A 21140-nucleotide genomic window follows, 5' to 3' on the forward strand; every position below is an offset into this window, starting at 1 on the left:
GGCGGATCCGTGCGCGCGGCCGGGCGATCCCCCGCGATCCGCGCGCCACTAGGAGCTGTCCGGCCGATCTTGCCGGGCGCGCGACAAGATCGACCGGACAGCTCCTAGCCGTACCGCCGCCGCACCGGGCAGCATGGCCAGGTCCCAACGCAGCCGTTCCGCAGCCCGTTCCGCGAGGAGTGCCATGCCGACCCCTACCCTGCGCGCATCCGCCGCCGAGCTCCAGCCCGAACTCACCGCCCTGCGCCGGGCCTTGCACCAGGAGCCCGAACTCGGCCTGGACCTGCCGCTCACCCAGGCCAAGGTGCTCGCAGCCCTCGACGGCCTGCCGCTGGAACTCACCCTCGGCAAGCGCCTCAGCTCGGTCACCGGAGTGCTGCGCGGCCACCGCCCCGGCCCGGTCGTGCTGCTCCGCGCCGACCTGGACGCGCTGCCCGTCCAGGAGGCCACCGAGCTGCCCTACGCCTCCACGATCCCCGGCCGGATGCACGCCTGCGGCCACGACCTGCACACCGCCGCGCTGGTCGGCGCCGCGCGGCTGCTGGCCGAACGGCAGGCCGAGCTCCCCGGCTCGGTGGTCCTGATGTTCCAGCCCGGCGAGGAGGGGGACGGCGGGGCCCGGCTGATGATCGAGGAGGGCGTGCTGAGCGCCGCGGGCGAGCTGCCGGTGGCCGCGTACGCACTGCACGTCGCCGCCTCCCAGCTGCCGTTCGGCGTGGTCGCCACCCGCCCCGGACCGGTGCTCGCCGGCTCCGACACGCTCACCGTCACCGTGCGCGGCCACGGCGGTCACGGCTCCAGCCCGCACCTGGCCCTGGACCCGGTCCCGGTCGCCTGCGAGGCCGTGCTGGCACTGCAGACCATGGCGACCCGCCGCTTCGACGTCCAGGACCCGGTGGTGCTCACCGTCGGCAGCTTCCACGCCGGCACGGCCGCCAACGTGATCCCGGACCGGGCGGTCTTCTCCGCCACCGTCCGCTCCTTCTCGCCCGAGGCCCGCGACCGGGTGCTCACCGAGGCGCCCCGGGTGGTGCGCGGCATCGCCGAGGCGCACGGCCTGACCGCCGAGACCCGGCACCACGAGGGTTACCCGGTCACCGTCAACCACCCCGGCGAGGCCGCGTTCGCCGTCCGCACCGCCCGCGAACTGCTCGGCGCCGAGCGCTTCTTCGAGCTGCCCCGGCCGATCGCCGGCTCCGAGGACTTCGCCGTGGTCGCCGAGCACGTGCCCGCGGCCTACCTGATGCTCGGCGCCTGCCCGCCCGGCACCGCCCCGGCCACGGCTCCCTACAACCACGCCCCGCAGGCCGTCTTCGACGACGCGGTGCTCGGCGACGCCGCCGCCCTGCTGGCCGGCCTCGCCCTGGAGCGGCTCAGCCAGGGGTGAGGCCGGCCCACGGGGCGACCGCCACCCAGCGCCACCTTGCCAGGGGCTGCCGCTCCGGCCACCCCTGGCGCACCGGACGATCACATGGCAGGGTCTTGCACCGTCCGTACGCACGGGAGGGGAGCCGCCACCAGCGCCACCCCCGCCCCCATCCTCCGGCCGGGAGACCACCACCGTGAGCACCCCACCCAAGGACCAGGCCCCCGCCACCGACGCGAGCGAGGCGCTCTGGCGCCCCACCCCCGAGGCGGCCGCGGCCACCCGCCTGGTCGCCTTCCAGGCCTGGGCCGCCGAGCACCACGGCGCCCCCGCCGCCCCGCTGGCCCCAGCCCCGGACGACGCCACCGCCGCCGCCCGCTACGCCGAGCTGCACGCCTGGTCCACCGCCGATCTCGACCGGTTCTGGACCGCCGTCACCGAGCACTTCGACATCCGCTTCAGCACCCCGCCGCAGGCCGTCCTCGCCGACCCGGCGATGCCCGGCGCCCGCTGGTTCCCCGGCGCCACCCTCAACTACGCCGAGCACGCGCTGCGCTTCGGCGCCGATCCGGCCCATGCCGGACTCCCGGCCATCCTGCACCTGGACGAGACCACCGCCGAGCCGGTCGCGATCAGCTGGGCCGAGCTGCGCCGCCAGGTCGGCTCGCTCGCCGCCGCGCTGCGCGCCCAGGGCGTTGGCCCCGGCGACCGCGTCGGCGCCTACCTGCCGAACATCCCGCAGGCCATCACCGCGCTGCTCGCCACCGCCTCGATCGGCGCGATCTGGACCTCCTGCGCCCCCGACTTCGGCGCCCGCAGCGTGCTGGACCGCCTGCAGCAGATCGAACCCGTCGTCCTCTTCGCCGTCGACGGCTACCACTACGGCGGCAAGAACCACGACCGCGCCGAGGTGGTCGCCGAGCTGCGCCGCGAACTGCCCACCCTGCGCGCCGTGGTGCACGTCCCGCTGCTCGGCACCCCGGCCCCCGAGGGCGCCCGGGACTGGGCCGACCTCACCAGCCAGGACACCGAGCCGGTCTTCGAGCCGCTCCCCTTCGACCACCCGCTCTGGGTGCTCTACTCCTCCGGCACCACCGGCCTGCCCAAGGCCATCGTGCAGAGCCAGGGCGGCATCCTGGTGGAGCACCTCAAGCAGGCCGGCCTGCACCTCGACCTCGGGCCGGCGGACCGCTTCCTCTGGTACACCTCCACCGGCTGGATGATGTGGAACTTCCTGGTGGCCGGCCTGCTGGTGGGCGCCACCGTGGTCACCTACGACGGCAGCCCCGGCCACCCCACCACCGGCGCCCTGTGGGAGGTGGCCGCCCGCACCGGCGCCACCGTGCTCGGCACCTCCGCCGCCTACGTGATCGCCAGCCGCAAGGCCGAGCTGCACCCGGGCCGCGACCTCGACCTCTCCGCCGTCCGCTGCATCGGCACCACCGGCTCCCCGCTGCCCCCCGACGGCTTCCGCTGGATCTACGACGAGGTCAAGCCCGACGTCTGGCTCGCCTCGGTCAGCGGTGGCACCGACGTCTGCAGCTGCTTCGTCGGCGGCGTCCCCACCCTCCCGGTCCACCTCGGCGAGATCCAGGCCCCCTGCCTGGGCGCCGCCGTCGAGTCCTGGGACGTCAACGGCAAGCCGCACATCGACGAGGTCGGCGAGCTGGTGGTCACCAAGCCGCTCCCGTCGATGCCCACCGGCTTCTGGAACGACCCCGACGGTGCCCGCTACCGCGACAGCTACTTCGAGATGTTCCCCGGCACCTGGCGCCACGGCGACTGGATCACCGTCACCTCGCGCGGCACCGTCGTCATCCACGGCCGCTCCGACTCCACCCTCAACCGCCAGGGTGTGCGGATGGGTTCCTCCGACATCTACGAGGTGGTCGAGCGCCTGCCCGAGATCACCGAATCCCTGGTGATCGGCCTGGAGGAGGACGGCGGCGGCTACTGGATGCCGCTCTTCGTCGTCCTCGCCCCCGGCGCCGCGCTGGACGACGGGCTGCGCGGGCGGATCCGCACCGTGCTGCGCGAGCAGCTCTCCCCGCGCCACGTCCCCGACGAGGTGATCGCGGTCGACGGCCTGCCGCACACCCTCACCGGCAAGCGGATCGAGGTCCCGGTCAAGCGCCTGCTCGCCGGCACCCCGCTCGACCAGGCGGTCAACCCCGGATCCGTCGACAACCTCGACCACCTGCGCTTCTTCGAGCGCCTGGGCCGCGAACGCCGAGCCTGATCGCCGTGCTCCGGCACCGCGCCCGAACGCGAAGGGCCCCCGCCTCGGCGGGGGCCCTTCGCGTCCTTCACCGGCAGCTCACTCGCCGGACAGCACCTGCTGCGCGGCCGCCCGCGCTTCCTCCGCGCTGTCCGCCGCCCGGGCCGCCTCGGCCGCCCGCCGGCACTGCGCCAGCGTGAAGGTGGCCAGCGAGGCCCGCACATAGGGGATCGACGCGGCGCCCATCGACAGGCTGGTCACGCCCAGACCCGTCAGCACACAGGCCAGCAGCGGGTCGGCGGCGGCTTCACCACAGACCCCACAGCTCTTGCCCGCAGCCTGGGCCGCCGTCGCCGCCGTCGCCACCAGGTCGAGCAGCGCGGGCTGCCACGGGTCCTGCAGCCGTGCCAGCGCGCCGACCTGGCGGTCGGCCGCGAAGGTGTACTGCGCCAGGTCATTGGTCCCCAGCGAGAGGAACTCGACCTCCTCCAGGATCGCCCGGGCCCGCAGCGCGGCCGAGGGGATCTCCACCATCGCGCCGAACTTCGCGGCCAGCCCCGCCTCCCGGCAGGCCTGCGCGAACGCCTTGGCGTCCGCCCGGTCCGCCACCATCGGCGCCATCACCTCAAGGTGCACCGGCAGCCCTTCGGCCGCCGTCGCCAGCGCCCGCAGCTGGGCGCGCAGCACCTCCGGGTGCTCCAGCAGGGTGCGCAGACCGCGCACACCCAGGGCCGGGTTCGGCTCGTCCGCCGGCGTCAGGAAGTCCAGCGGCTTGTCGGCGCCGGCGTCCAGCACCCGCACCACCACCCGGCCCTCCGGGAAGGCCTCCAGCACCTTGCGGTACGCCTCGACCTGGCTCTCCTCGTTGGGGGCCCGCTTCGAGTCGTCGAGGAAGAGGAACTCGGTGCGGAACAGCCCGACGCCCTCCGCCCCCGCGTCCAGCGCCGCCGCCACGTCGGCTGGGCCGCCGACGTTCGCGAGCAGCGGCACCAGGTGCCCGTCCGAGGTCCGCCCCGGACCGGAGGACGCGGCCAGCGCGGCCTTGCGCTCGGCGGCCAGCCGGCGCAGCTCGTCCTGCCTCTGCTGGCTCGGGCCGATCAGCACCTCACCGCTGCTGCCGTCCACCGCAACGACGAGACCCTCGGCGATGTCGGTGGCCCCGGGCAGCGCGACCACGGCCGGCACGCCCATGGCGCGGGCCAGGATCGCCGAGTGGCTGGTCGGCCCGCCCTCCTCGGTCACGAAGCCCAGCACCAGAGCCGGGTCGAGCAGCGCGGTGTCGGCCGGCGCGAGGTCCCGGGCGAGCAGCACGTACGGCTCGTCGCTGTCCGGCACGCCCGGCATCGGCACGCCCAGCAGGCGGGCGACGATCCGGTTGCGCACGTCGTCCAGGTCCGCGACCCGGCCGGCCAGGTACTCGCCGGCCGAGGCCAGCAGCGCCCGGTAGGCGGCGAACGCGTCGTAGACGCCGCGCTCGGCGCTGCTGCCCACCGCGATCCGACGCTCCACGTCCGCCATCAGCTCCGGGTCCTGCGCCATCAGCGCCTGCGCCTCCAGCACCCCCTGCGCCTCACCGCCGGCCAGGTTCCCCCGCGCGATCAGATCGGCGGCCACCGCGTCCACGGCCGCCTTGGCCCGCGCCTGCTCGCGCGGGGCGTCCTCGCTGGGGATCTGGGTGGTCGTGGGCTCCAGTACGGCGGTGCCCATGTGCCGCACCTGGCCGATGGCGACCCCGTGGCTTACTCCTACGCCGCGCAGCGTCTTCTCCATGTGCTTCTTTCCTCTCGCCCGCATCGCAGCCCCGTCCCACCAGAGCATGTGGGACGGGGCTGCGTCCGGCGTTCCGTCAGGTCGGTTCCGGGTCGGTCAGTGGTGGCAGGTCGGTCAGTGCCAGGTGAACAGGTCGCCACCGGTGGCGACCTCACCCGACTCGGTGACCGCGCCGAGCTGGTCCACCGAGGCCTCCAGGGCCACGATCGGCGAGATCGGCGACTTGCCCGCAGCCTCCACGGCAGCCGGGTTCCACGCGATCACCGGCTGTCCACGTGTCACCTGGTCCCCCTTGCTGACCAGCAGCTCGAAGCCCTCGCCGTTCAGCTGGACGGTGTCGATCCCGAGGTGGGTCAGCACCCCGTGGCCGTCCGCGTCCATCACCACGAACGCGTGAGGGTGCATGGAGACGACCAGCCCGTCCACCGGCGCTACCGCCGTGGTGGGTTCGCGCACGGGGTCGATGGCAGTGCCCGGGCCGACCATCGCGCCGGAGAAGACGGGGTCGGGCACGGCGGCAAGTCCAATGGCGCGGCCGGTCAGCGGCGACGTCACGGTGGTCATGGTGGAGCCTCCCAGGTGCGGAGTACAGCGTGCGGCCGCGGCCTGCGGCGGGATGTGTCGGCTGAAGCCTAAATCATGCCAACTTCGGACATACCGTCACGTAAGAGACGTCCGCCCCGGGCGGTCGCGTGCGACCCGCCGGACTCACTCCGACGTCGGTCGTCGACCGGATCCCGGGCCGGTCAGGCCCCTGCGCGACCCAAGTGGTCTAGTCCTCTTGGTCGACGCGCCGCACTCTACGGCATCCGAGTGAGTCCGACGATCGTCCCGGCGTGGCACTCCGCGCGGTGCTGGCGGACGGTCGGCTCGGGGCGCACCATGCTCGATTAGGCGGACCAGCCCGGAGCGGCTATGGTTGGCCGAGTCGCCGCAAGGTGATGGTGAATCCAGCGACAACAGCAAGTGAATTCACGGTGAAAGCCGAGCGAAAATCACGTGCTAAGCTGAGGACACGAAAGAACGCAGTAACTGAAACGAATGCCCGGAGAGCTTGCGAGAGCGGCTTGAAGGAAGTGTCCGTTCCTTGAGAACTCAACAGCGTGCCAAAAGTCAACGCCAGATATGTTGACATCCCCGGCCTTCACCGTTTGGTGGGGGTTGGAGATTCCTTTTGAAGTAAGACACAGCGAGGACGCAGTGCACGGGGCCGCCCTATTCCGGTGGTTGTCGTGCCGCTCAACGCGGGTGTGAACCCGATTACGGGTAATCATTCACGGAGAGTTTGATCCTGGCTCAGGACGAACGCTGGCGGCGTGCTTAACACATGCAAGTCGAACGGTGAAGCCCTTCGGGGTGGATCAGTGGCGAACGGGTGAGTAACACGTGGGCAATCTGCCCTGCACTCTGGGACAAGCCCTGGAAACGGGGTCTAATACCGGATATGACCTTCCTCCGCATGGGGGTTGGTGTAAAGCTCCGGCGGTGCAGGATGAGCCCGCGGCCTATCAGCTTGTTGGTGGGGTAATGGCCTACCAAGGCGACGACGGGTAGCCGGCCTGAGAGGGCGACCGGCCACACTGGGACTGAGACACGGCCCAGACTCCTACGGGAGGCAGCAGTGGGGAATATTGCACAATGGGCGAAAGCCTGATGCAGCGACGCCGCGTGAGGGATGACGGCCTTCGGGTTGTAAACCTCTTTCAGCAGGGAAGAAGCGCAAGTGACGGTACCTGCAGAAGAAGCACCGGCTAACTACGTGCCAGCAGCCGCGGTAATACGTAGGGTGCGAGCGTTGTCCGGAATTATTGGGCGTAAAGAGCTCGTAGGCGGCCTGTCGCGTCGGATGTGAAAGCCCGGGGCTTAACCCCGGGTCTGCATTCGATACGGGCAGGCTAGAGTGTGGTAGGGGAGATCGGAATTCCTGGTGTAGCGGTGAAATGCGCAGATATCAGGAGGAACACCGGTGGCGAAGGCGGATCTCTGGGCCATTACTGACGCTGAGGAGCGAAAGCGTGGGGAGCGAACAGGATTAGATACCCTGGTAGTCCACGCCGTAAACGTTGGGAACTAGGTGTTGGCGACATTCCACGTCGTCGGTGCCGCAGCTAACGCATTAAGTTCCCCGCCTGGGGAGTACGGCCGCAAGGCTAAAACTCAAAGGAATTGACGGGGGCCCGCACAAGCAGCGGAGCATGTGGCTTAATTCGACGCAACGCGAAGAACCTTACCAAGGCTTGACATATGCCGGAAACGTCCAGAGATGGGCGCCCCCTTGTGGTCGGTATACAGGTGGTGCATGGTTGTCGTCAGCTCGTGTCGTGAGATGTTGGGTTAAGTCCCGCAACGAGCGCAACCCTTGTTCTGTGTTGCCAGCATGCCTTTCGGGGTGATGGGGACTCACAGGAGACTGCCGGGGTCAACTCGGAGGAAGGTGGGGACGACGTCAAATCATCATGCCCCTTATGTCTTGGGCTGCACACGTGCTACAATGGTCGGTACAAAGGGCTGCGATACCGTGAGGTGGAGCGAATCCCAAAAAGCCGGCCTCAGTTCGGATTGGGGTCTGCAACTCGACCCCATGAAGTTGGAGTTGCTAGTAATCGCAGATCAGCATGCTGCGGTGAATACGTTCCCGGGCCTTGTACACACCGCCCGTCACGTCACGAAAGTCGGTAACACCCGAAGCCGGTGGCCTAACCCTTGGGAGGGAGCCGTCGAAGGTGGGACCAGCGATTGGGACGAAGTCGTAACAAGGTAGCCGTACCGGAAGGTGCGGCTGGATCACCTCCTTTCTAAGGAGCACATAGCAGCTTCGGGCGAATGTCCCGGAGTGCTCGCTCATGGGTGGAACGTTGACTATTCGGCACACTGGGTGATGGTTCGTGAGTACTGCTTCGGCGTGGAAAGCGTAACTGTGAGTCTGGTGTGTCGGGCACGTTGTTGGGTCCTGAGGGAACGGCCGTTTGGTCGTCACCTCAGTGCCGGTCCCACGGACACAGTCTCTTTTGGGGGTTGTGTGGGTGGGTGTCTGGTCGTTGTTTGAGAACTGCACAGTGGACGCGAGCATCTGTGGCCAAGTTTTTAAGGGCGCACGGTGGATGCCTTGGCACCAGGAACCGATGAAGGACGTGGGAGGCCGCGATAGGCCCCGGGGAGCTGTCAACCGAGCTTTGATCCGGGGGTGTCCGAATGGGGAAACCCGGCAGTCGTCATGGGCTGTCACCCATACCTGAACACATAGGGTATGTGGAGGGAACGCGGGGAAGTGAAACATCTCAGTACCCGCAGGAAGAGAAAACAACCGTGATTCCGGGAGTAGTGGCGAGCGAAACCGGATGAGGCTAAACCGTAGTGGTGTGAGACCCGGCAGGGGTTGCCACTTCGGGGTCGTGGGAGAGTTCTTCAGTCGTCTGCCGGCGGCTGGGTGAGTCAGAAACCGTATGGATAGTCGAAGGACATGCGAAAGGTCCGGCGTAGAGGGTAAGACCCCCGTAGACGAAATCTGTGCGGCTCACTTGAGCTTTTCCCAAGTAGCACGGAGCCCGAGAAATTCCGTGTGAATCTGGCGGGACCACCCGCTAAGCCTAAATATTCCCTGGTGACCGATAGCGGATAGTACCGTGAGGGAATGGTGAAAAGTACCGCGGGAGCGGAGTGAAATAGTACCTGAAACCGTGTGCCTACAAGCCGTGGGAGCGTCGTTCGTGTCTTCGGACACGGGCCGTGACTGCGTGCCTTTTGAAGAATGAGCCTGCGAGTTTGCGGTGTGTAGCGAGGTTAACCCGTGTGGGGTAGCCGTAGCGAAAGCGAGTCCGAATAGGGCGTTTGAGTTGCATGCCCAAGACCCGAAGCGGAGTGATCTAGCCATGGGCAGGTTGAAGCGCGGGTAAGACCGCGTGGAGGACCGAACCCACCAGGGTTGAAAACCTGGGGGATGACCTGTGGTTAGGGGTGAAAGGCCAATCAAACTCCGTGATAGCTGGTTCTCCCCGAAATGCATTTAGGTGCAGCGTCACGTGTTTCTTGCCGGAGGTAGAGCACTGGATAGGCGATGGGCCTCACCGGGTTACTGACCTTAGCCAAACTCCGAATGCCGGTAAGTGAGAGCGTGGCAGTGAGACTGTGGGGGATAAGCTCCATGGTCGAGAGGGAAACAGCCCAGAACACCGACTAAGGTCCCTAAGCGTGTGCTAAGTGGGAAAGGATGTGGAGTCGCAGAGACAACCAGGAGGTTGGCTTAGAAGCAGCCACCCTTGAAAGAGTGCGTAATAGCTCACTGGTCAAGTGATTCCGCGCCGACAATGTAGCGGGGCTCAAGCACACCACCGAAGTCGTGTCATTCACAGAATACGTCCAACGGCGCTGTGGATGGGTAGGGGAGCGTCGTGTTCCGGGTGAAGCGGCCGAGGAATCGAGTCGTGGACGGGATACGAGTGAGAATGCAGGCATGAGTAGCGATACAAGAGTGGGAAACTCTTGCGCCGATTGACCAAGGGTTCCTGGGTCAAGCTGATCTGCCCAGGGTAAGTCGGGACCTAAGGCGAGGCCGACAGGCGTAGTCGATGGACAACGGGTTGATATTCCCGTACCCGCTTTGAAGCGCCAACGTCGAACCTCTGGATGCTAAAGCCGTGAAGCCGGCCTGGAGTCTTCGGACGAAGGGACGTGGTGGAGCCGCTGATCCAACAGGGTAGTAGGTGAGCGATGGGGTGACGCAGGAAGGTAGTCCAGCCCGGGCGGTGGTAGTCCCGGGGTAAGGGTGTAGGCCGAGTGGTAGGCAAATCCGCCACTCATTAGGGCTGAGACCTGATGCCGAGCCGATTGTGGTGAAGTGGATGATCCTATGCTGTCGAGAAAAGCCTCTAGCGAGTTTCATGGCGGCCCGTACCCCAAACCGACTCAGGTGGTCAGGTAGAGAATACCGAGGCGTTCGGGTGAACTATGGTTAAGGAACTCGGCAAAATGCCCCCGTAACTTCGGGAGAAGGGGGGCCATGTCTGGTGAGGAGACTTGCTCTCTGAGCTGGGTGTGGCCGCAGAGACCAGCGAGAAGCGACTGTTTACTAAAAACACAGGTCCGTGCGAAGCCGTAAGGCGATGTATACGGACTGACGCCTGCCCGGTGCTGGAACGTTAAGGGGACCGGTTAGCTCCACTTCGGTGGGGCGAAGCTGAGAACTTAAGCGCCAGTAAACGGCGGTGGTAACTATAACCATCCTAAGGTAGCGAAATTCCTTGTCGGGTAAGTTCCGACCTGCACGAATGGCGTAACGACTTCTCGACTGTCTCAACCATAGGCCCGGTGAAATTGCATTACGAGTAAAGATGCTCGTTTCGCGCAGCAGGACGGAAAGACCCCGGGACCTTTACTATAGCTTGATATTGGTGTTCGGTTCGGCTTGTGTAGGATAGGTGGGAGACTTTGAAGCGGCAACGCCAGTTGTCGTGGAGTCGACGTTGAAATACCACTCTGGTCGTGCTGGATGTCTAACCTGGGTCCGTGATCCGGATCAGGGACAGTGTCTGGTGGGTAGTTTAACTGGGGCGGTTGCCTCCTAAAGAGTAACGGAGGCGCCCAAAGGTTCCCTCAGCCTGGTTGGCAATCAGGTGTTGAGTGTAAGTGCACAAGGGAGCTTGACTGTGAGACCGACGGGTCGAGCAGGTGCGAAAGCAGGGACTAGTGATCCGGCGGTGGCTTGTGGAAGCGCCGTCGCTCAACGGATAAAAGGTACCCCGGGGATAACAGGCTGATCTTCCCCAAGAGTCCATATCGACGGGATGGTTTGGCACCTCGATGTCGGCTCGTCGCATCCTGGGGCTGGAGTAGGTCCCAAGGGTTGGGCTGTTCGCCCATTAAAGCGGTACGCGAGCTGGGTTTAGAACGTCGTGAGACAGTTCGGTCCCTATCCGCTGTGCGCGTAGGAGTGTTGAGAAGGGCTGTCCCTAGTACGAGAGGACCGGGACGGACGAACCTCTGGTGTGCCAGTTGTCCTGCCAAGGGCATGGCTGGTTGGCTACGTTCGGGAGGGATAACCGCTGAAAGCATCTAAGCGGGAAGCCTGCTTCGAGATGAGCACTCCCACCTCCTTGAGAGGGTAAGGCTCCCAGTAGACGACTGGGTTGATAGGCCGGATGTGGAAGCCCAGTAATGGGTGGAGCTGACCGGTACTAATAGGCCGAGGGCTTGTCCTCAGTTGCTCGCGTCCACTGTGTTGTTCTGAAACAACGACCCCGTTCCATGGCCATGGGACGGTGCGGTGACAGTTTCATAGTGTTTCGGTGGTCATAGCGTGAGGGAAACGCCCGGTTACATTCCGAACCCGGAAGCTAAGCCTTACAGCGCCGATGGTACTGCAGGGGGGACCCTGTGGGAGAGTAGGACGCCGCCGAACAATCATTCAGGAGAAGCCCCCAGCCTTTCGGCTGGGGGCTTCTTCGCGTTCCCATGCGCGGCCGGGTAAAGTCGGGCCCGCACAGTCACCGTCAGGAGAAGGAGGCCCCCGGGTGGAGGTCCAGGAGACGCGCGTCCAGACCGACCGCGTCCTCACCATCCCCAATCTGCTCAGCATGGCGCGGCTGGTCGGGGTCCCGGTCTTTCTCTGGCTGATTCTCTGGCCGCAGTTCGGCGGGCCGAACAACGACGGTTGGGCACTGCTCATCCTGCTGCTGAGCGGGATCAGCGACTACCTCGACGGGAAGCTCGCCCGCCGGTGGGGCCAGATCAGCAGGGTCGGCCAGATCCTGGATCCGCTGGCGGACCGGCTGTATGTGCTCTCCACCCTGCTGGGGCTGACCTGGCGCGAGATCCTTCCCTGGTGGCTGACCGCGATCCTGCTGGCCCGGGAGCTCTTCATCGCGGGGCTTCTACCGATTCTCAACCGCCACGGTTACGGTCCGCTGCAGGTCAGTTTTCTGGGCAAAGCGGCCACGTTCAATCTGATGTACGCGTTTCCGCTGCTGCTGCTGGGGCAGGGGGAGGGGTGGGTCCACCGCACCGCGAGCGCCGTCAGCTGGGCATTCATCTGGTGGGGCACCGTTCTGTACTGGTGGGCCGGCATCCTCTACGCCGTGCAGGCACGGCGCATCGTGAAGGCGGAGACCGCGGTCGTCGGCTGACGCGCCGTAATCGTGGCGCAGATGACCCGTCCGTCCGCGCGTCGGATCTTTTCTGCCGGGTAGAGGTGTCCTGGAACGGTTTGATGGACGTGGAGTCCATAGCCGCGAAGGAGGACGCACCCGCAATGAAAGCCGTTGTGATGGCAGGAGGCGAGGGAACTCGTCTCCGCCCGATGACTTCGAGTATGCCCAAGCCGCTCCTGCCGGTGGCCAACCGCCCGATCATGGAGCACGTGCTGCGGCTGCTCAAGCGGCACGGCCTCACCGATACCGTGGTCACCGTCCAGTTCCTCGCCTCACTGGTGAAGAACTACTTCGGTGACGGTGAGGACCTCGGCATGAACCTCACCTATGCGAACGAGGAGATTCCGCTCGGTACCGCCGGCAGTGTCAAGAACGCCGAGGACGCACTGCGCGACGACTCTTTTCTGGTCATCTCAGGGGACGCGCTCACCGATTTCGATCTTTCCGAACTGATCGCTTTTCACCGGAGCAAGGGCGCCCTGGTGACGGTGTGCCTGACCCGGGTTCCCGACCCGCTGGAATTCGGTATCACGATCGTCGATGACGAGGGCCGGGTCGAGCGGTTCCTGGAGAAGCCCACCTGGGGCCAGGTCTTCTCGGACACGGTGAACACCGGCATCTATGTGATGGAGCCCGAGGTCTTCGACTACGTCGCGGCCGGGCAGTCGGTCGACTGGTCGAGCGATGTCTTCCCGCAGTTGCTCAAGGAGGGCAAGCCGGTCTTCGGGTACATCGCCGAGGGCTACTGGGAGGATGTCGGCACCCACGAGAGCTACGGCAAGGCCCAGGCGGACGTCCTGGACGGCAAGGTCGAGGTCGAGCTCGACGGCTTCGAGATCTCGCCCGGCGTCTGGGTCGCCGAAGGGGCCGAGGTGGATCCTGAGGCGATCCTGCGCGGCCCGCTCTACATCGGCGACTACGCCAAGGTCGAGGCCGGCGTGGAGCTGCGTGAGCACACGGTGCTGGGCAGCAACGTGGTCGTCAAGCGCGGCGCGTTCCTGCACAAGGCGGTCGTGCACGACAACGTCTATGTGGGTCCGCAGACCAACCTGCGCGGCTGCGTGGTCGGCAAGAACACCGATGTGATGCGTGCGGCCCGGATCGAGGACGGCGCGGTGATCGGGGACGAGTGCTTGATCGGCGAGGAGTCGATCATCGCCGGCGGCGTGCGGGTCTACCCGTTCAAGACGATCGAGGCCGGCGCCTTCGTCAACACCTCGGTGATCTGGGAGTCCCGCGGCCAGGAGCACCTCTTCGGCGCGCGAGGGGTCTCCGGGATCCTCAATGTGGAGATCACCCCGGAGCTGGCCGTGCGACTGGCGGGCGCGTACGCGACCACGCTGAAGAAGGGCGCCACCGTCACCATCGCGCGTGACCACTCGCGTGGCGCCCGTGCCCTCAAACGGGCGATGATCTCGGCCCTGCAGACCAGTGCGATCGACGTGCGCGACCTGGAGAACGTGCCGCTGCCGGTGGCGCGCCAGCACACCGCGCGGGGCAGCGCGGGCGGCATCTTCCTGCGCACCACCCCCGGGGTGCCGGACTCGTTGGACATCCTCTTCTTCGACGAGCGCGGTGCCGACCTCTCCCAGGCGGGCCAGCGCAAGCTGGACCGGGTCTACTCCCGCCAGGAGTACCGCCGGGCCTTCCCCGGTGAGATCGGTGACCTGACCTTCCCGTCCAGCGTCTTCGACTCCTACGCGGGCAACCTGCTGCGGGCGATCGACACGACCGGGGCCCGGGAGGCCGGGCTCAAGGTGGTGGTGGACACCGCGCACGGCAGCGCCGGGTTGGTGCTGCCCAGCATCCTGGGCCGGCTCGGGGTGGAGGCACTGACGGTCAGCAGCGGCCTGGACGAGGCCAGGCCCACCGAGGACGCCGAGGAGCGGCGGGCGGGCCTGGCCCGGCTCGGCGCGCTGGTGGCCTCCTCGCGGGCGGCGTTCGGGGTGCGGTTCGACCCGGTCGGCGAGCGGGTCTCCTTCGTCGACGAGCTGGGCCGGGTGATCGAGGACGACCGGGCGCTGCTGGTGCTGCTCGACCTGGTCGCCGCCGAGCGGCGCAGTGGGCAGGTGGCCCTGCCGGTGACCACCACTCGGATCGCCGAGCAGGTGGCTGCCTACCACGGCACCCAGGTCACCTGGACCACCACTTCGCCGGACGACCTGGCCAAGGCCGCCGCCGCCGAGGGCACCATCTTCGGCGGGGACGGGCGCGGCGGCTTCGTGGTCCCTGAGTTCAGTGGCGTGATGGACGGCGCGGCGGCTTTCGTGCGACTGGTGGGCCTGGTGGCCCGCACCCAGCTCACCCTGAGCCAGATCGACGCGCGGATCCCGCAGGCACACATGCAGCGGCGGGACATCGCGACGCCGTGGGCGGCCAAGGGCATGGTGATGCGCGTGGTGGTGGAGGCGGCCGGCAACCGGCGGCTCGACACCACCGACGGCGTGCGCGTGGTGGAGCCGGACGGCCGCTGGACCCTGGTGCTGCCGGACCCGGCCGAGGCGGTCACCCACCTCTGGGCCGAGGGCCCGGACGACGAGGCCACCCAGGGCCTGCTGGACGAGTGGGCGGCGGTGGTGGACAGCGCCGGACGCTGATCAACCACCCTCGGCCGCAAGGCCTCTGACGCGTGTGGCCCCCGGTGGCCGCCCCTGATCCAGGGGGCTGGTCATCGGGGGCCACAGCGCCATGGGACGATGTCCCGCATGTCAGCGACGCGGCCACCGGTGCGGGGGAGCGGGCGGTTCGCCCGTCCCGACGCCTCGATGCGGCTGCTGACCACGGTCATGGACCAGAGTCTGGACGAGGGCTACGCCGCTGCGGCGCGGGCCCGTGGCGAGGTGGGCGAGCGCCGGCTGCCGACCACCACCCGGGGGCGGCTGCTGCTCTCCCTCGGGCTGGCGCTGGCAGCCGTGGTGGTGACGGTCAGCGGGGTCACGGCACACGACGACGAACCGGTGCTGGCCAAGCAGCACGACGCGTTGGTGCAGAAGGTCACCGACGAGACGGCCGCCGCCGACAAGCTGCAGCGCCAGGTGGAGGCGGCCAGGACCCAGGTCGCGCAGCAGCAACAGCGGGCCCTGCGGGAGCCGGGGGGCGATGTCGCGCTGACCGACCTGTCCGCCGCGGTGGGTACCGGCGCGGTGCGCGGGCCAGGGCTCAAACTGGTGCTGGACGACGCGGCGGGGACCGATTCGGGCGGCGGGGTGGACCCCCGCACCGGTGACGACTTCACGGGCGGCCGGCTGCACGACCGCGACCTGCAGCTGATCGTCAACGGGCTCTGGGAGGCCGGGGCCGAGGCGGTCTCGGTGAACGGGCAGCGGCTCACCGCGCTCTCCGCGATCCGCGCGGCCGGGGACGCGATCCTGGTCGACAACCGGCCGCTGGTGCCGCCGTACACGGTGCTGGCGGTCGGAGACGAGAAGCGGCTGCCGGGAGCGTTCCAGAACAGCATGGGCGGGCGCTACCTGAAGGTGCTGCAGGACAGCTACGGGATCAAGGCCACCGCCAGCGCGCAGCACTCGCTGGACCTACCCGCCGCCGTGGGGTTCACGCTGCGCCTGGCCGCCCCCGACACCGGGGCGCCGACCGTCCCGCCGAGTGCCGCACCGACCGCCACGCGGTCGCCGGGGGCCGCTCCCGCACCGGCGTCGTCCGGCAGACCCTCACCCTCAGGTTCAGCCGTACCTTCAGCGTCACCCACCGTCCCGGCCGCACCCTCGGCAGCCGCGCCGTCGAGAACCGTGCCGACCGCTACGACAGGAGCATCCAAGCCGTGATCGCCGTACTGGGCCTGGTAGTCGGGGTCGTCGTCGGGCTCTTCGTGCAGCCGTCGGTGCCGGCGGCCGTCGTGCCGTACCTGCCGATCGCCGTGGTGGCCGCGCTGGACGCGGTCTTCGGCGGGGTGCGGGCGATGCTCGACGGGATCTTCGACGACAAGGTCTTCGTGGTCTCCTTCCTCTCCAACGTGGTGGTGGCGGCCTTGATCGTCTTCCTCGGCGACCAACTGGGCGTGGGCTCGCAGTTGTCCACCGGCGTGGTCGTGGTGCTGGGCATCCGGATCTTCTCGAACGCGGCCGCCATCCGGCGCCACGTGTTCCGGGCCTGAGGCGGGTGCGTGGCGTGACGGAGGAGAGCGGCAAGGACGAGCCGCAGCCGGCGGCCGCACCGACCGGGGCCGAGCCGGCGGCGGTCGATCCGGCCATGGTCGATCCGGCCATGGCCGAGCTGACAGGGGCCGCGGGCTCGGCGGAACTCGGGGCCGCCGTTCAGCAGGCCGGGCCTGAACCCGAGCCTGAACCACAGCCTGAGCCCGACCCTGAGCCGGTGTCCGAGGCCGGGCCGGCGGTTGCCTCCGTGGCCGGGTCCGAGCAGCCCGAGCGGGCCGAGCACCCCGAGCGGGCCGGCCAGGTCGAGGCGCCGGACTCGTCCGATGGGCCCGCTGCGCCGCTGGACGGCCGCGGGCGGCTGCGCAACGCGGTCTGGCCGCCGCGCGTCTCCCGAGGGCAGTTGGTCGTCGCGCTGCTGCTCTTCGCGCTGGGCCTGGGCCTGGCGATCCAGGTGCGCAGCACCAACGACCACAGTGCGCTGCGCGGCGCCCGCCAGGACGACCTGGTGCGGATCCTGGACGAGCTGGACAGTCGTCAGCAGCGCCTGCAGCAGGAGAAGAATCAGCTCGACCAGTCGCTGACCCAACTCGAGAACAGCTCGAACCAGGCCAAGGAGGCCCAGGAGCAGACCCAGCAGAAGACGCAGGAGCTCGGCGTGCTGGCCGGTACGGTGAAGGCGAGCGGCCCGGGAATCGTACTGACGGTCGATGACCCCCAGGGGCAGGTCAAGGCCGATATGCTGCTGGACACCCTGCAGGAACTCCGAGCGGCGGGGGCGGAGGCGATTCAGATCAACGATGTGCGCGTGGTGGCCCACACCTATTTCACCGACCTGTCCTCGGGCGGCGTCTCGATCGACGGGACGAAGGTCGCGCAGCCGTACCGCTTCACGGTGATCGGTGATCCGCAGGACCTGACGCCGGCTCTGAACATTCCGGGTGGCATCGTCCGTACTCTGGAGAAGGAGCAGGTGGGCACCAACATCTCGGAGCAGCAGAGGGTGACGGTGGACGCGCTTGCAGTGCCAGCACCGGCGCAGTTCGCCAAGCCGGCGGCACAGTGACGCGCCACCCGATTCAGCTGACGTGCCGTCGGCTCCACCGCCCCTCACCTGCGCTTGTGAACGCCCCCCGGTGCAGACCGCCGGAACGGCGTCGGCCACACTGTGCAGTACCACTCCCGCAGCCCCGGCCTGACGCCGGGCTCCCAGCCTGTCCGAGGTTCTCACCCTGCCCCGCGGGCGGGTCTGTTTCACGCAAGGGGATTCGCCCGTGAGTCTGTTCTCGAAGCTGTTCGGCCGTTCCAACCGCCGTCGCGCGGCCGCCGTGGAGATGCCCACCGCGCGCCACCGGCGCGAGGAGGATGAGTCGGGCCAGGTCCCCGGGATGAGGGGAGCGCCGCAGGAGGGCTACCAGCCGGCCGGCGAGCGTCCGCTCTTCCGCGATCCGGGCTACGGCGCGTCGGTTGATTCTTCGGGCGCGCCCCGCATAGGTTTCCCGACAGCACCCTCAACCTCTGGTGGAGGGTTTGCCCCGGATCCCTACGCCGGGCACGTCCCAGGGGGAGTGCCGCGCCAGGAGGCTGCGAACATGACCGGCCCGATCGTCTGCCCTCGGTGCGGCAACCAGAACCCGGCCACCGCCCGGTTCTGCAACAACTGCGGAAGCCCGTTGCGCGGCGGCTCGCCGGAGATGCCGGCCGAGACGACCTCGACCATCTCGATCGCCGGCCTGGAGTCCTACGACCCCACCGCAACCAGCACCGGTGCCAACACGGCGCTGTCGGCCGAGGTCCTGGCCGCGATCGACGCGCTGCCGCCGGGCTCGGCCCTGCTGATCGTGCAGCGCGGGCCGAACTCCGGCAGTCGCTTCCTGCTCGACGCGGACGTCACCACGGCGGGCCGGCACCCGCAGGGCGACATCTTCCTCGACGACGTCACCGTCTCGCGCCGGCATGTGGAGTTCCGCCGCCGCCCCGGTGGTTTCACCGTCGCGGACGTCGGCAGCCTGAACGGGACGTACGTCAACCGCGAGCGGATCGACGAGGTCGGTCTCAACAACGGCGACGAGGTGCAGATCGGCAAGTACCGGCTGGTGTTCTTCGCCGGCCCGCAGCGGTACTGAGTCGAGTCCGGCGGCACCGGGACACGGACAGGTGGGGGTTCGCAGCACGACGCCAGCAGGAGAGTGCGCATGACCTCGAATCAGACCGTGACAACTGTGACAACCGTGACGACCCCGCGCCGGCCCGGCGGCCCGGTGAGCCGGTCCGCCGAACGGCGCGGGGGCGAGCTGCTGAGTATCGGCGCGGTGCTCGCCTTCCTGCGCGAGGACTTCCCCGAAGTCACCATCTCCAAGATCCGCTTCCTGGAGGCGGAGGGGCTGGTCGAGCCGCAGCGCACGCCGTCGGGCTACCGCAAGTTCGGCCCGGCCGACGTCGAGCGGCTGGCCTACGTGCTGCGCATGCAGCGCGACCACTACCTGCCGCTGCGGGTGATCCGCGAGCACCTGGACGCGATCGAGCGCGGTGAGCAGCCGCCGGCACTGCCGGCCTCCACCGAGGCCCGGCCCGGGCCGTTGGAGGAGGCGGACCGTGAGCTGGTCGCGGGCGGCCAGGGCGGCGGGGTCCGGCTGGGCCGCGCCGAGCTGCTGGCCGCCGCGGGGGCCGAGGAGGGCGACCTGGCCGCCTGGGAGTCCTACGGGCTGGTCGTGGCCGGCCCGGACGGCGGCTACGACGCCGACACCCTGCAGATCGCCCGGCTGGTGGCCGAGCTGGGCCGGTTCGGTCTCGAGCCCCGGCACCTGCGCCAGGTGAAAGCCGCCGCCGAGCGCGAGATCGCTCTGGTGGACCAGGTGGTCGCGCCGCTGCGCCGGCACCGTAACCCGCAGACCAGAGCCCATGCGGAGACCACCGCACGGGAGCTGGCCACGCTGGCGGTGCGGCTGCACGCGACGATGGTGCAGGCCGGTCTGCGCGGCCGGTCCTAGCCTCCGGGCCGGGCCGCGCTTTCATATCTCACGGAGGAGCCATAGGGTTGCCTTGTGAATGAGCTCGACGTCGTGGGTGTCCGGGTGGAGATGCCCTCCAACCAGCCGATCGTCCTGCTGCGCGAAGTGGGGGGTGATCGGTACCTGCCGATTTGGATCGGCCCAGGCGAGGCGACCGCGATCGCCTTCGCCCAACAGGGCATGACTCCGGTGCGGCCGCTGACCCATGACCTGTTCAAGGACGTGCTGGAGGCGCTGGGCCAGCAGCTCACCGAGGTGCGGATCACCGATCTGCGCGAGGGTGTCTTCTACGCCGAGCTGGTCTTCACCGGCGGGGTCGAGGTGAGCGCCCGGCCGTCCGACGCGATAGCGCTGGCGCTGCGCACCGGTACGCCGATCTACGGGGCGGAGGAGGTGCTCGCCGAGGCGGGCATCGCGATCCCGGACGAGCAGGAGGACGAGGTCGAGAAGTTCCGCGAGTTCCTCGACCAGGTGTCGCCCGAGGACTTCGGCGGCAGCGCCCAGTAGCCGGTCGGCGACGTGGCCCGGGCCGGTCCGGCAGGACCTGTCGGGCCTGTTGGTGTAGCCGGGGTCGAGTCCGATTCGATCAGTTGTTTTGCCAAAAACTGCGGACCTACCCACACTAGGGGCACGCGAAACCACTCTGTGGAGTGAAGCTGTTTCGGCGCCCCGGCGTGGCGATCGTTGACGGGTCTTGGACGACTGCCTACCGTCAGGGGTGGTCGCCGGGATGACCCGATCCGGGCGCCCGGTGCACGAGTGGACGGAGGTTGGCATGAGCAGCAGCGGCGATGAGGCGGCCGTGGGAGGCCCGTGCGCCCTCCACCTGCCCCGTGGCAACCGGGCGATGATCGGCCGATCGTGGGAGGCCCCGGTCGCGGAGGCGGTCGCCGAGCCGCCCCGGGTGGGCCGGTTCCCCGCCATCCAGGCCGGCCAGCCGGCGGTGGAGCGGATCCCGCCGACCGCGGAGCCCACCCGCGCGGCGAGCCCGCTGGCCTACCGCGGCCCGACGGCCTGCGCGGCGGCCGGCATCACCTATCGTCAACTCGACTACTGGGCCCGTACCGGCCTGCTGGAGCCGAGCGTGCGGACCGCCCACCCGGCGGGTGCCCAGCGGCTCTACAGCTTCCGCGACCTGCTGATCCTGAAGATCGTCAAGCGCCTGCTGGACGCCGGGGTCTCGCTGCAGAACATCCGGGTGGCCGTCACCCACCTGCAGTCCGCCGAGCTGCCCGATCTCGCCGGGCTCACCCTGATGAGTGACGGGGCGACGGTCTACGAGTGCACCTCGCCGCAGCAGGTGCTCGACCTGCTGAAGGGTGGTCAGGGCGTCTTCGGCATCGCGGTCGGCGCGGTGGCCCAGGAGTTGGAGGCCGCCCTCACGCGGCTGCACGCCGAGCGGACGGACACCGGGGAGACCCTGGTCAGCCAGGATCCGGCCGACGAGCTCGCGCGGCGGCGCAACCGCGCGGTCTGAGAACCCATCGGTCGCGGGCCCGGGCGGGGAACCGCCCGGGCCCGCGC

General features: G+C 68.5%; 13 protein-coding genes and 3 rRNA genes. 14 read left to right on the plus strand and 2 right to left on the minus strand.

Annotated features, from left to right (window positions below; genetic code table 11):
* Nucleotides 1-184: 184 nt before the first annotated feature.
* On the plus strand, nucleotides 185-1387 hold the full coding sequence (locus OG455_RS35545) for a M20 family metallopeptidase (RefSeq protein WP_266300398.1): 1203 nt from the start codon (nucleotides 185-187) through the stop codon (nucleotides 1385-1387).
* A 175-nt stretch (nucleotides 1388-1562) separates the two neighbouring features.
* Nucleotides 1563-3605 carry an acetoacetate--CoA ligase gene (locus tag OG455_RS35550; RefSeq protein ID WP_266300399.1) on the plus strand — a complete coding sequence of 681 codons (2043 nt, stop codon included), beginning with the start codon at nucleotides 1563-1565 and terminating at the stop codon, nucleotides 3603-3605.
* Nucleotides 3606-3683: 78 nt separating this feature from the next.
* Here OG455_RS35550 and ptsP read toward each other — a convergent pair whose 3' ends face one another.
* Together ptsP and OG455_RS35560 are read right to left on the minus strand one after the other, a co-directional pair.
* On the minus strand, nucleotides 3684-5354 hold the full coding sequence (ptsP, locus tag OG455_RS35555) for a phosphoenolpyruvate--protein phosphotransferase (RefSeq protein ID WP_266300400.1): 1671 nt from the start codon (nucleotides 5352-5354) through the stop codon (nucleotides 3684-3686).
* Nucleotides 5355-5468: 114 nt separating this feature from the next.
* On the minus strand, nucleotides 5469-5918 hold the full coding sequence (locus tag OG455_RS35560; RefSeq protein WP_266300401.1) for a PTS glucose transporter subunit IIA: 450 nt from the start codon (nucleotides 5916-5918) through the stop codon (nucleotides 5469-5471).
* A gap of 709 nt (nucleotides 5919-6627) precedes the next feature.
* On the opposite strand from OG455_RS35560, the gene OG455_RS35565 reads away from it, so the two are divergent.
* From OG455_RS35565 to OG455_RS35620, 12 genes are all read left to right on the plus strand, one after another.
* Nucleotides 6628-8149, plus strand: a 16S ribosomal RNA gene (locus tag OG455_RS35565).
* Nucleotides 8150-8428: 279 nt separating this feature from the next.
* A 23S ribosomal RNA gene (locus OG455_RS35570) occupies nucleotides 8429-11548 on the plus strand.
* 83 nt (nucleotides 11549-11631) lie between these two features.
* Nucleotides 11632-11748 (plus strand): 5S ribosomal RNA (gene rrf, locus OG455_RS35575).
* Together the 16S, 23S and 5S rRNA genes form the textbook arrangement of a ribosomal RNA operon.
* Before the next feature lie 112 nt (nucleotides 11749-11860).
* Nucleotides 11861-12472 carry a CDP-diacylglycerol--glycerol-3-phosphate 3-phosphatidyltransferase gene (pgsA, locus tag OG455_RS35580; RefSeq protein WP_266300402.1) on the plus strand — a complete coding sequence of 204 codons (612 nt, stop codon included), beginning with the start codon at nucleotides 11861-11863 and terminating at the stop codon, nucleotides 12470-12472.
* 125 nt (nucleotides 12473-12597) lie between these two features.
* Nucleotides 12598-15093 (plus strand): mannose-1-phosphate guanyltransferase, encoded by a 2496-nt coding sequence (locus OG455_RS35585; RefSeq protein WP_266300403.1) that lies wholly within the window; start codon nucleotides 12598-12600, stop codon nucleotides 15091-15093.
* A 108-nt stretch (nucleotides 15094-15201) separates the two neighbouring features.
* Nucleotides 15202-16278: a DUF881 domain-containing protein gene (locus OG455_RS35590; RefSeq protein WP_266300404.1), complete on the plus strand. Its 1077-nt coding sequence runs from the start codon at nucleotides 15202-15204 to the stop codon at nucleotides 16276-16278.
* The gene (locus OG455_RS35595) at nucleotides 16275-16607 is read left to right on the plus strand and encodes a small basic family protein (RefSeq protein WP_266300405.1); all 333 of its coding nucleotides are present in this window, start codon (nucleotides 16275-16277) and stop codon (nucleotides 16605-16607) included. Before OG455_RS35590 ends, OG455_RS35595 begins: the two co-directional genes overlap by 4 nt.
* Before the next feature lie 14 nt (nucleotides 16608-16621).
* On the plus strand, nucleotides 16622-17671 hold the full coding sequence (locus tag OG455_RS35600) for a DUF881 domain-containing protein (protein WP_266300406.1): 1050 nt from the start codon (nucleotides 16622-16624) through the stop codon (nucleotides 17669-17671).
* A gap of 526 nt (nucleotides 17672-18197) precedes the next feature.
* Nucleotides 18198-18731, plus strand: a complete 534-nt coding sequence (locus OG455_RS42170) for an FHA domain-containing protein (protein WP_323185627.1) — start codon at nucleotides 18198-18200, stop codon at nucleotides 18729-18731.
* Between the two features lie 69 nt (nucleotides 18732-18800).
* Nucleotides 18801-19595, plus strand: a complete 795-nt coding sequence (locus OG455_RS35610) for a MerR family transcriptional regulator (protein ID WP_266300407.1) — start codon at nucleotides 18801-18803, stop codon at nucleotides 19593-19595.
* Nucleotides 19596-19649: 54 nt separating this feature from the next.
* Nucleotides 19650-20123 carry a bifunctional nuclease family protein gene (locus OG455_RS35615; RefSeq protein ID WP_184934015.1) on the plus strand — a complete coding sequence of 158 codons (474 nt, stop codon included), beginning with the start codon at nucleotides 19650-19652 and terminating at the stop codon, nucleotides 20121-20123.
* Between the two features lie 268 nt (nucleotides 20124-20391).
* Nucleotides 20392-21093: a MerR family transcriptional regulator gene (locus OG455_RS35620; RefSeq protein WP_266300408.1), complete on the plus strand. Its 702-nt coding sequence runs from the start codon at nucleotides 20392-20394 to the stop codon at nucleotides 21091-21093.
* Nucleotides 21094-21140: the final 47 nt, after the last annotated feature.

Source organism: Kitasatospora sp. NBC_01287 (assembly GCF_026340565.1).
Lineage (GTDB): Bacteria > Actinomycetota > Actinomycetes > Streptomycetales > Streptomycetaceae > Kitasatospora.

Bases quoted from the DNA above. Each gene is read 5' to 3' on its own strand.
- OG455_RS35545 (WP_266300398.1), top strand. From the start codon at position 185: ATGCCGACCCCTACCCTGCGCGCATCCGCCGCCGAGCTCCAGCCCGAA.
- ptsP (WP_266300400.1), bottom strand. From the start codon at position 5,354: ATGGAGAAGACGCTGCGCGGCGTAGGAGTAAGCCACGGGGTCGCCATC.
- OG455_RS35560 (WP_266300401.1), bottom strand. From the start codon at position 5,918: ATGACCACCGTGACGTCGCCGCTGACCGGCCGCGCCATTGGACTTGCC.
- OG455_RS35585 (WP_266300403.1), top strand. From the start codon at position 12,598: ATGAAAGCCGTTGTGATGGCAGGAGGCGAGGGAACTCGTCTCCGCCCG.
- OG455_RS35590 (WP_266300404.1), top strand. From the start codon at position 15,202: ATGTCAGCGACGCGGCCACCGGTGCGGGGGAGCGGGCGGTTCGCCCGT.
- OG455_RS42170 (WP_323185627.1), top strand. From the start codon at position 18,198: ATGACCGGCCCGATCGTCTGCCCTCGGTGCGGCAACCAGAACCCGGCC.
- OG455_RS35610 (WP_266300407.1), top strand. From the start codon at position 18,801: ATGACCTCGAATCAGACCGTGACAACTGTGACAACCGTGACGACCCCG.
- OG455_RS35620 (WP_266300408.1), top strand. From the start codon at position 20,392: ATGAGCAGCAGCGGCGATGAGGCGGCCGTGGGAGGCCCGTGCGCCCTC.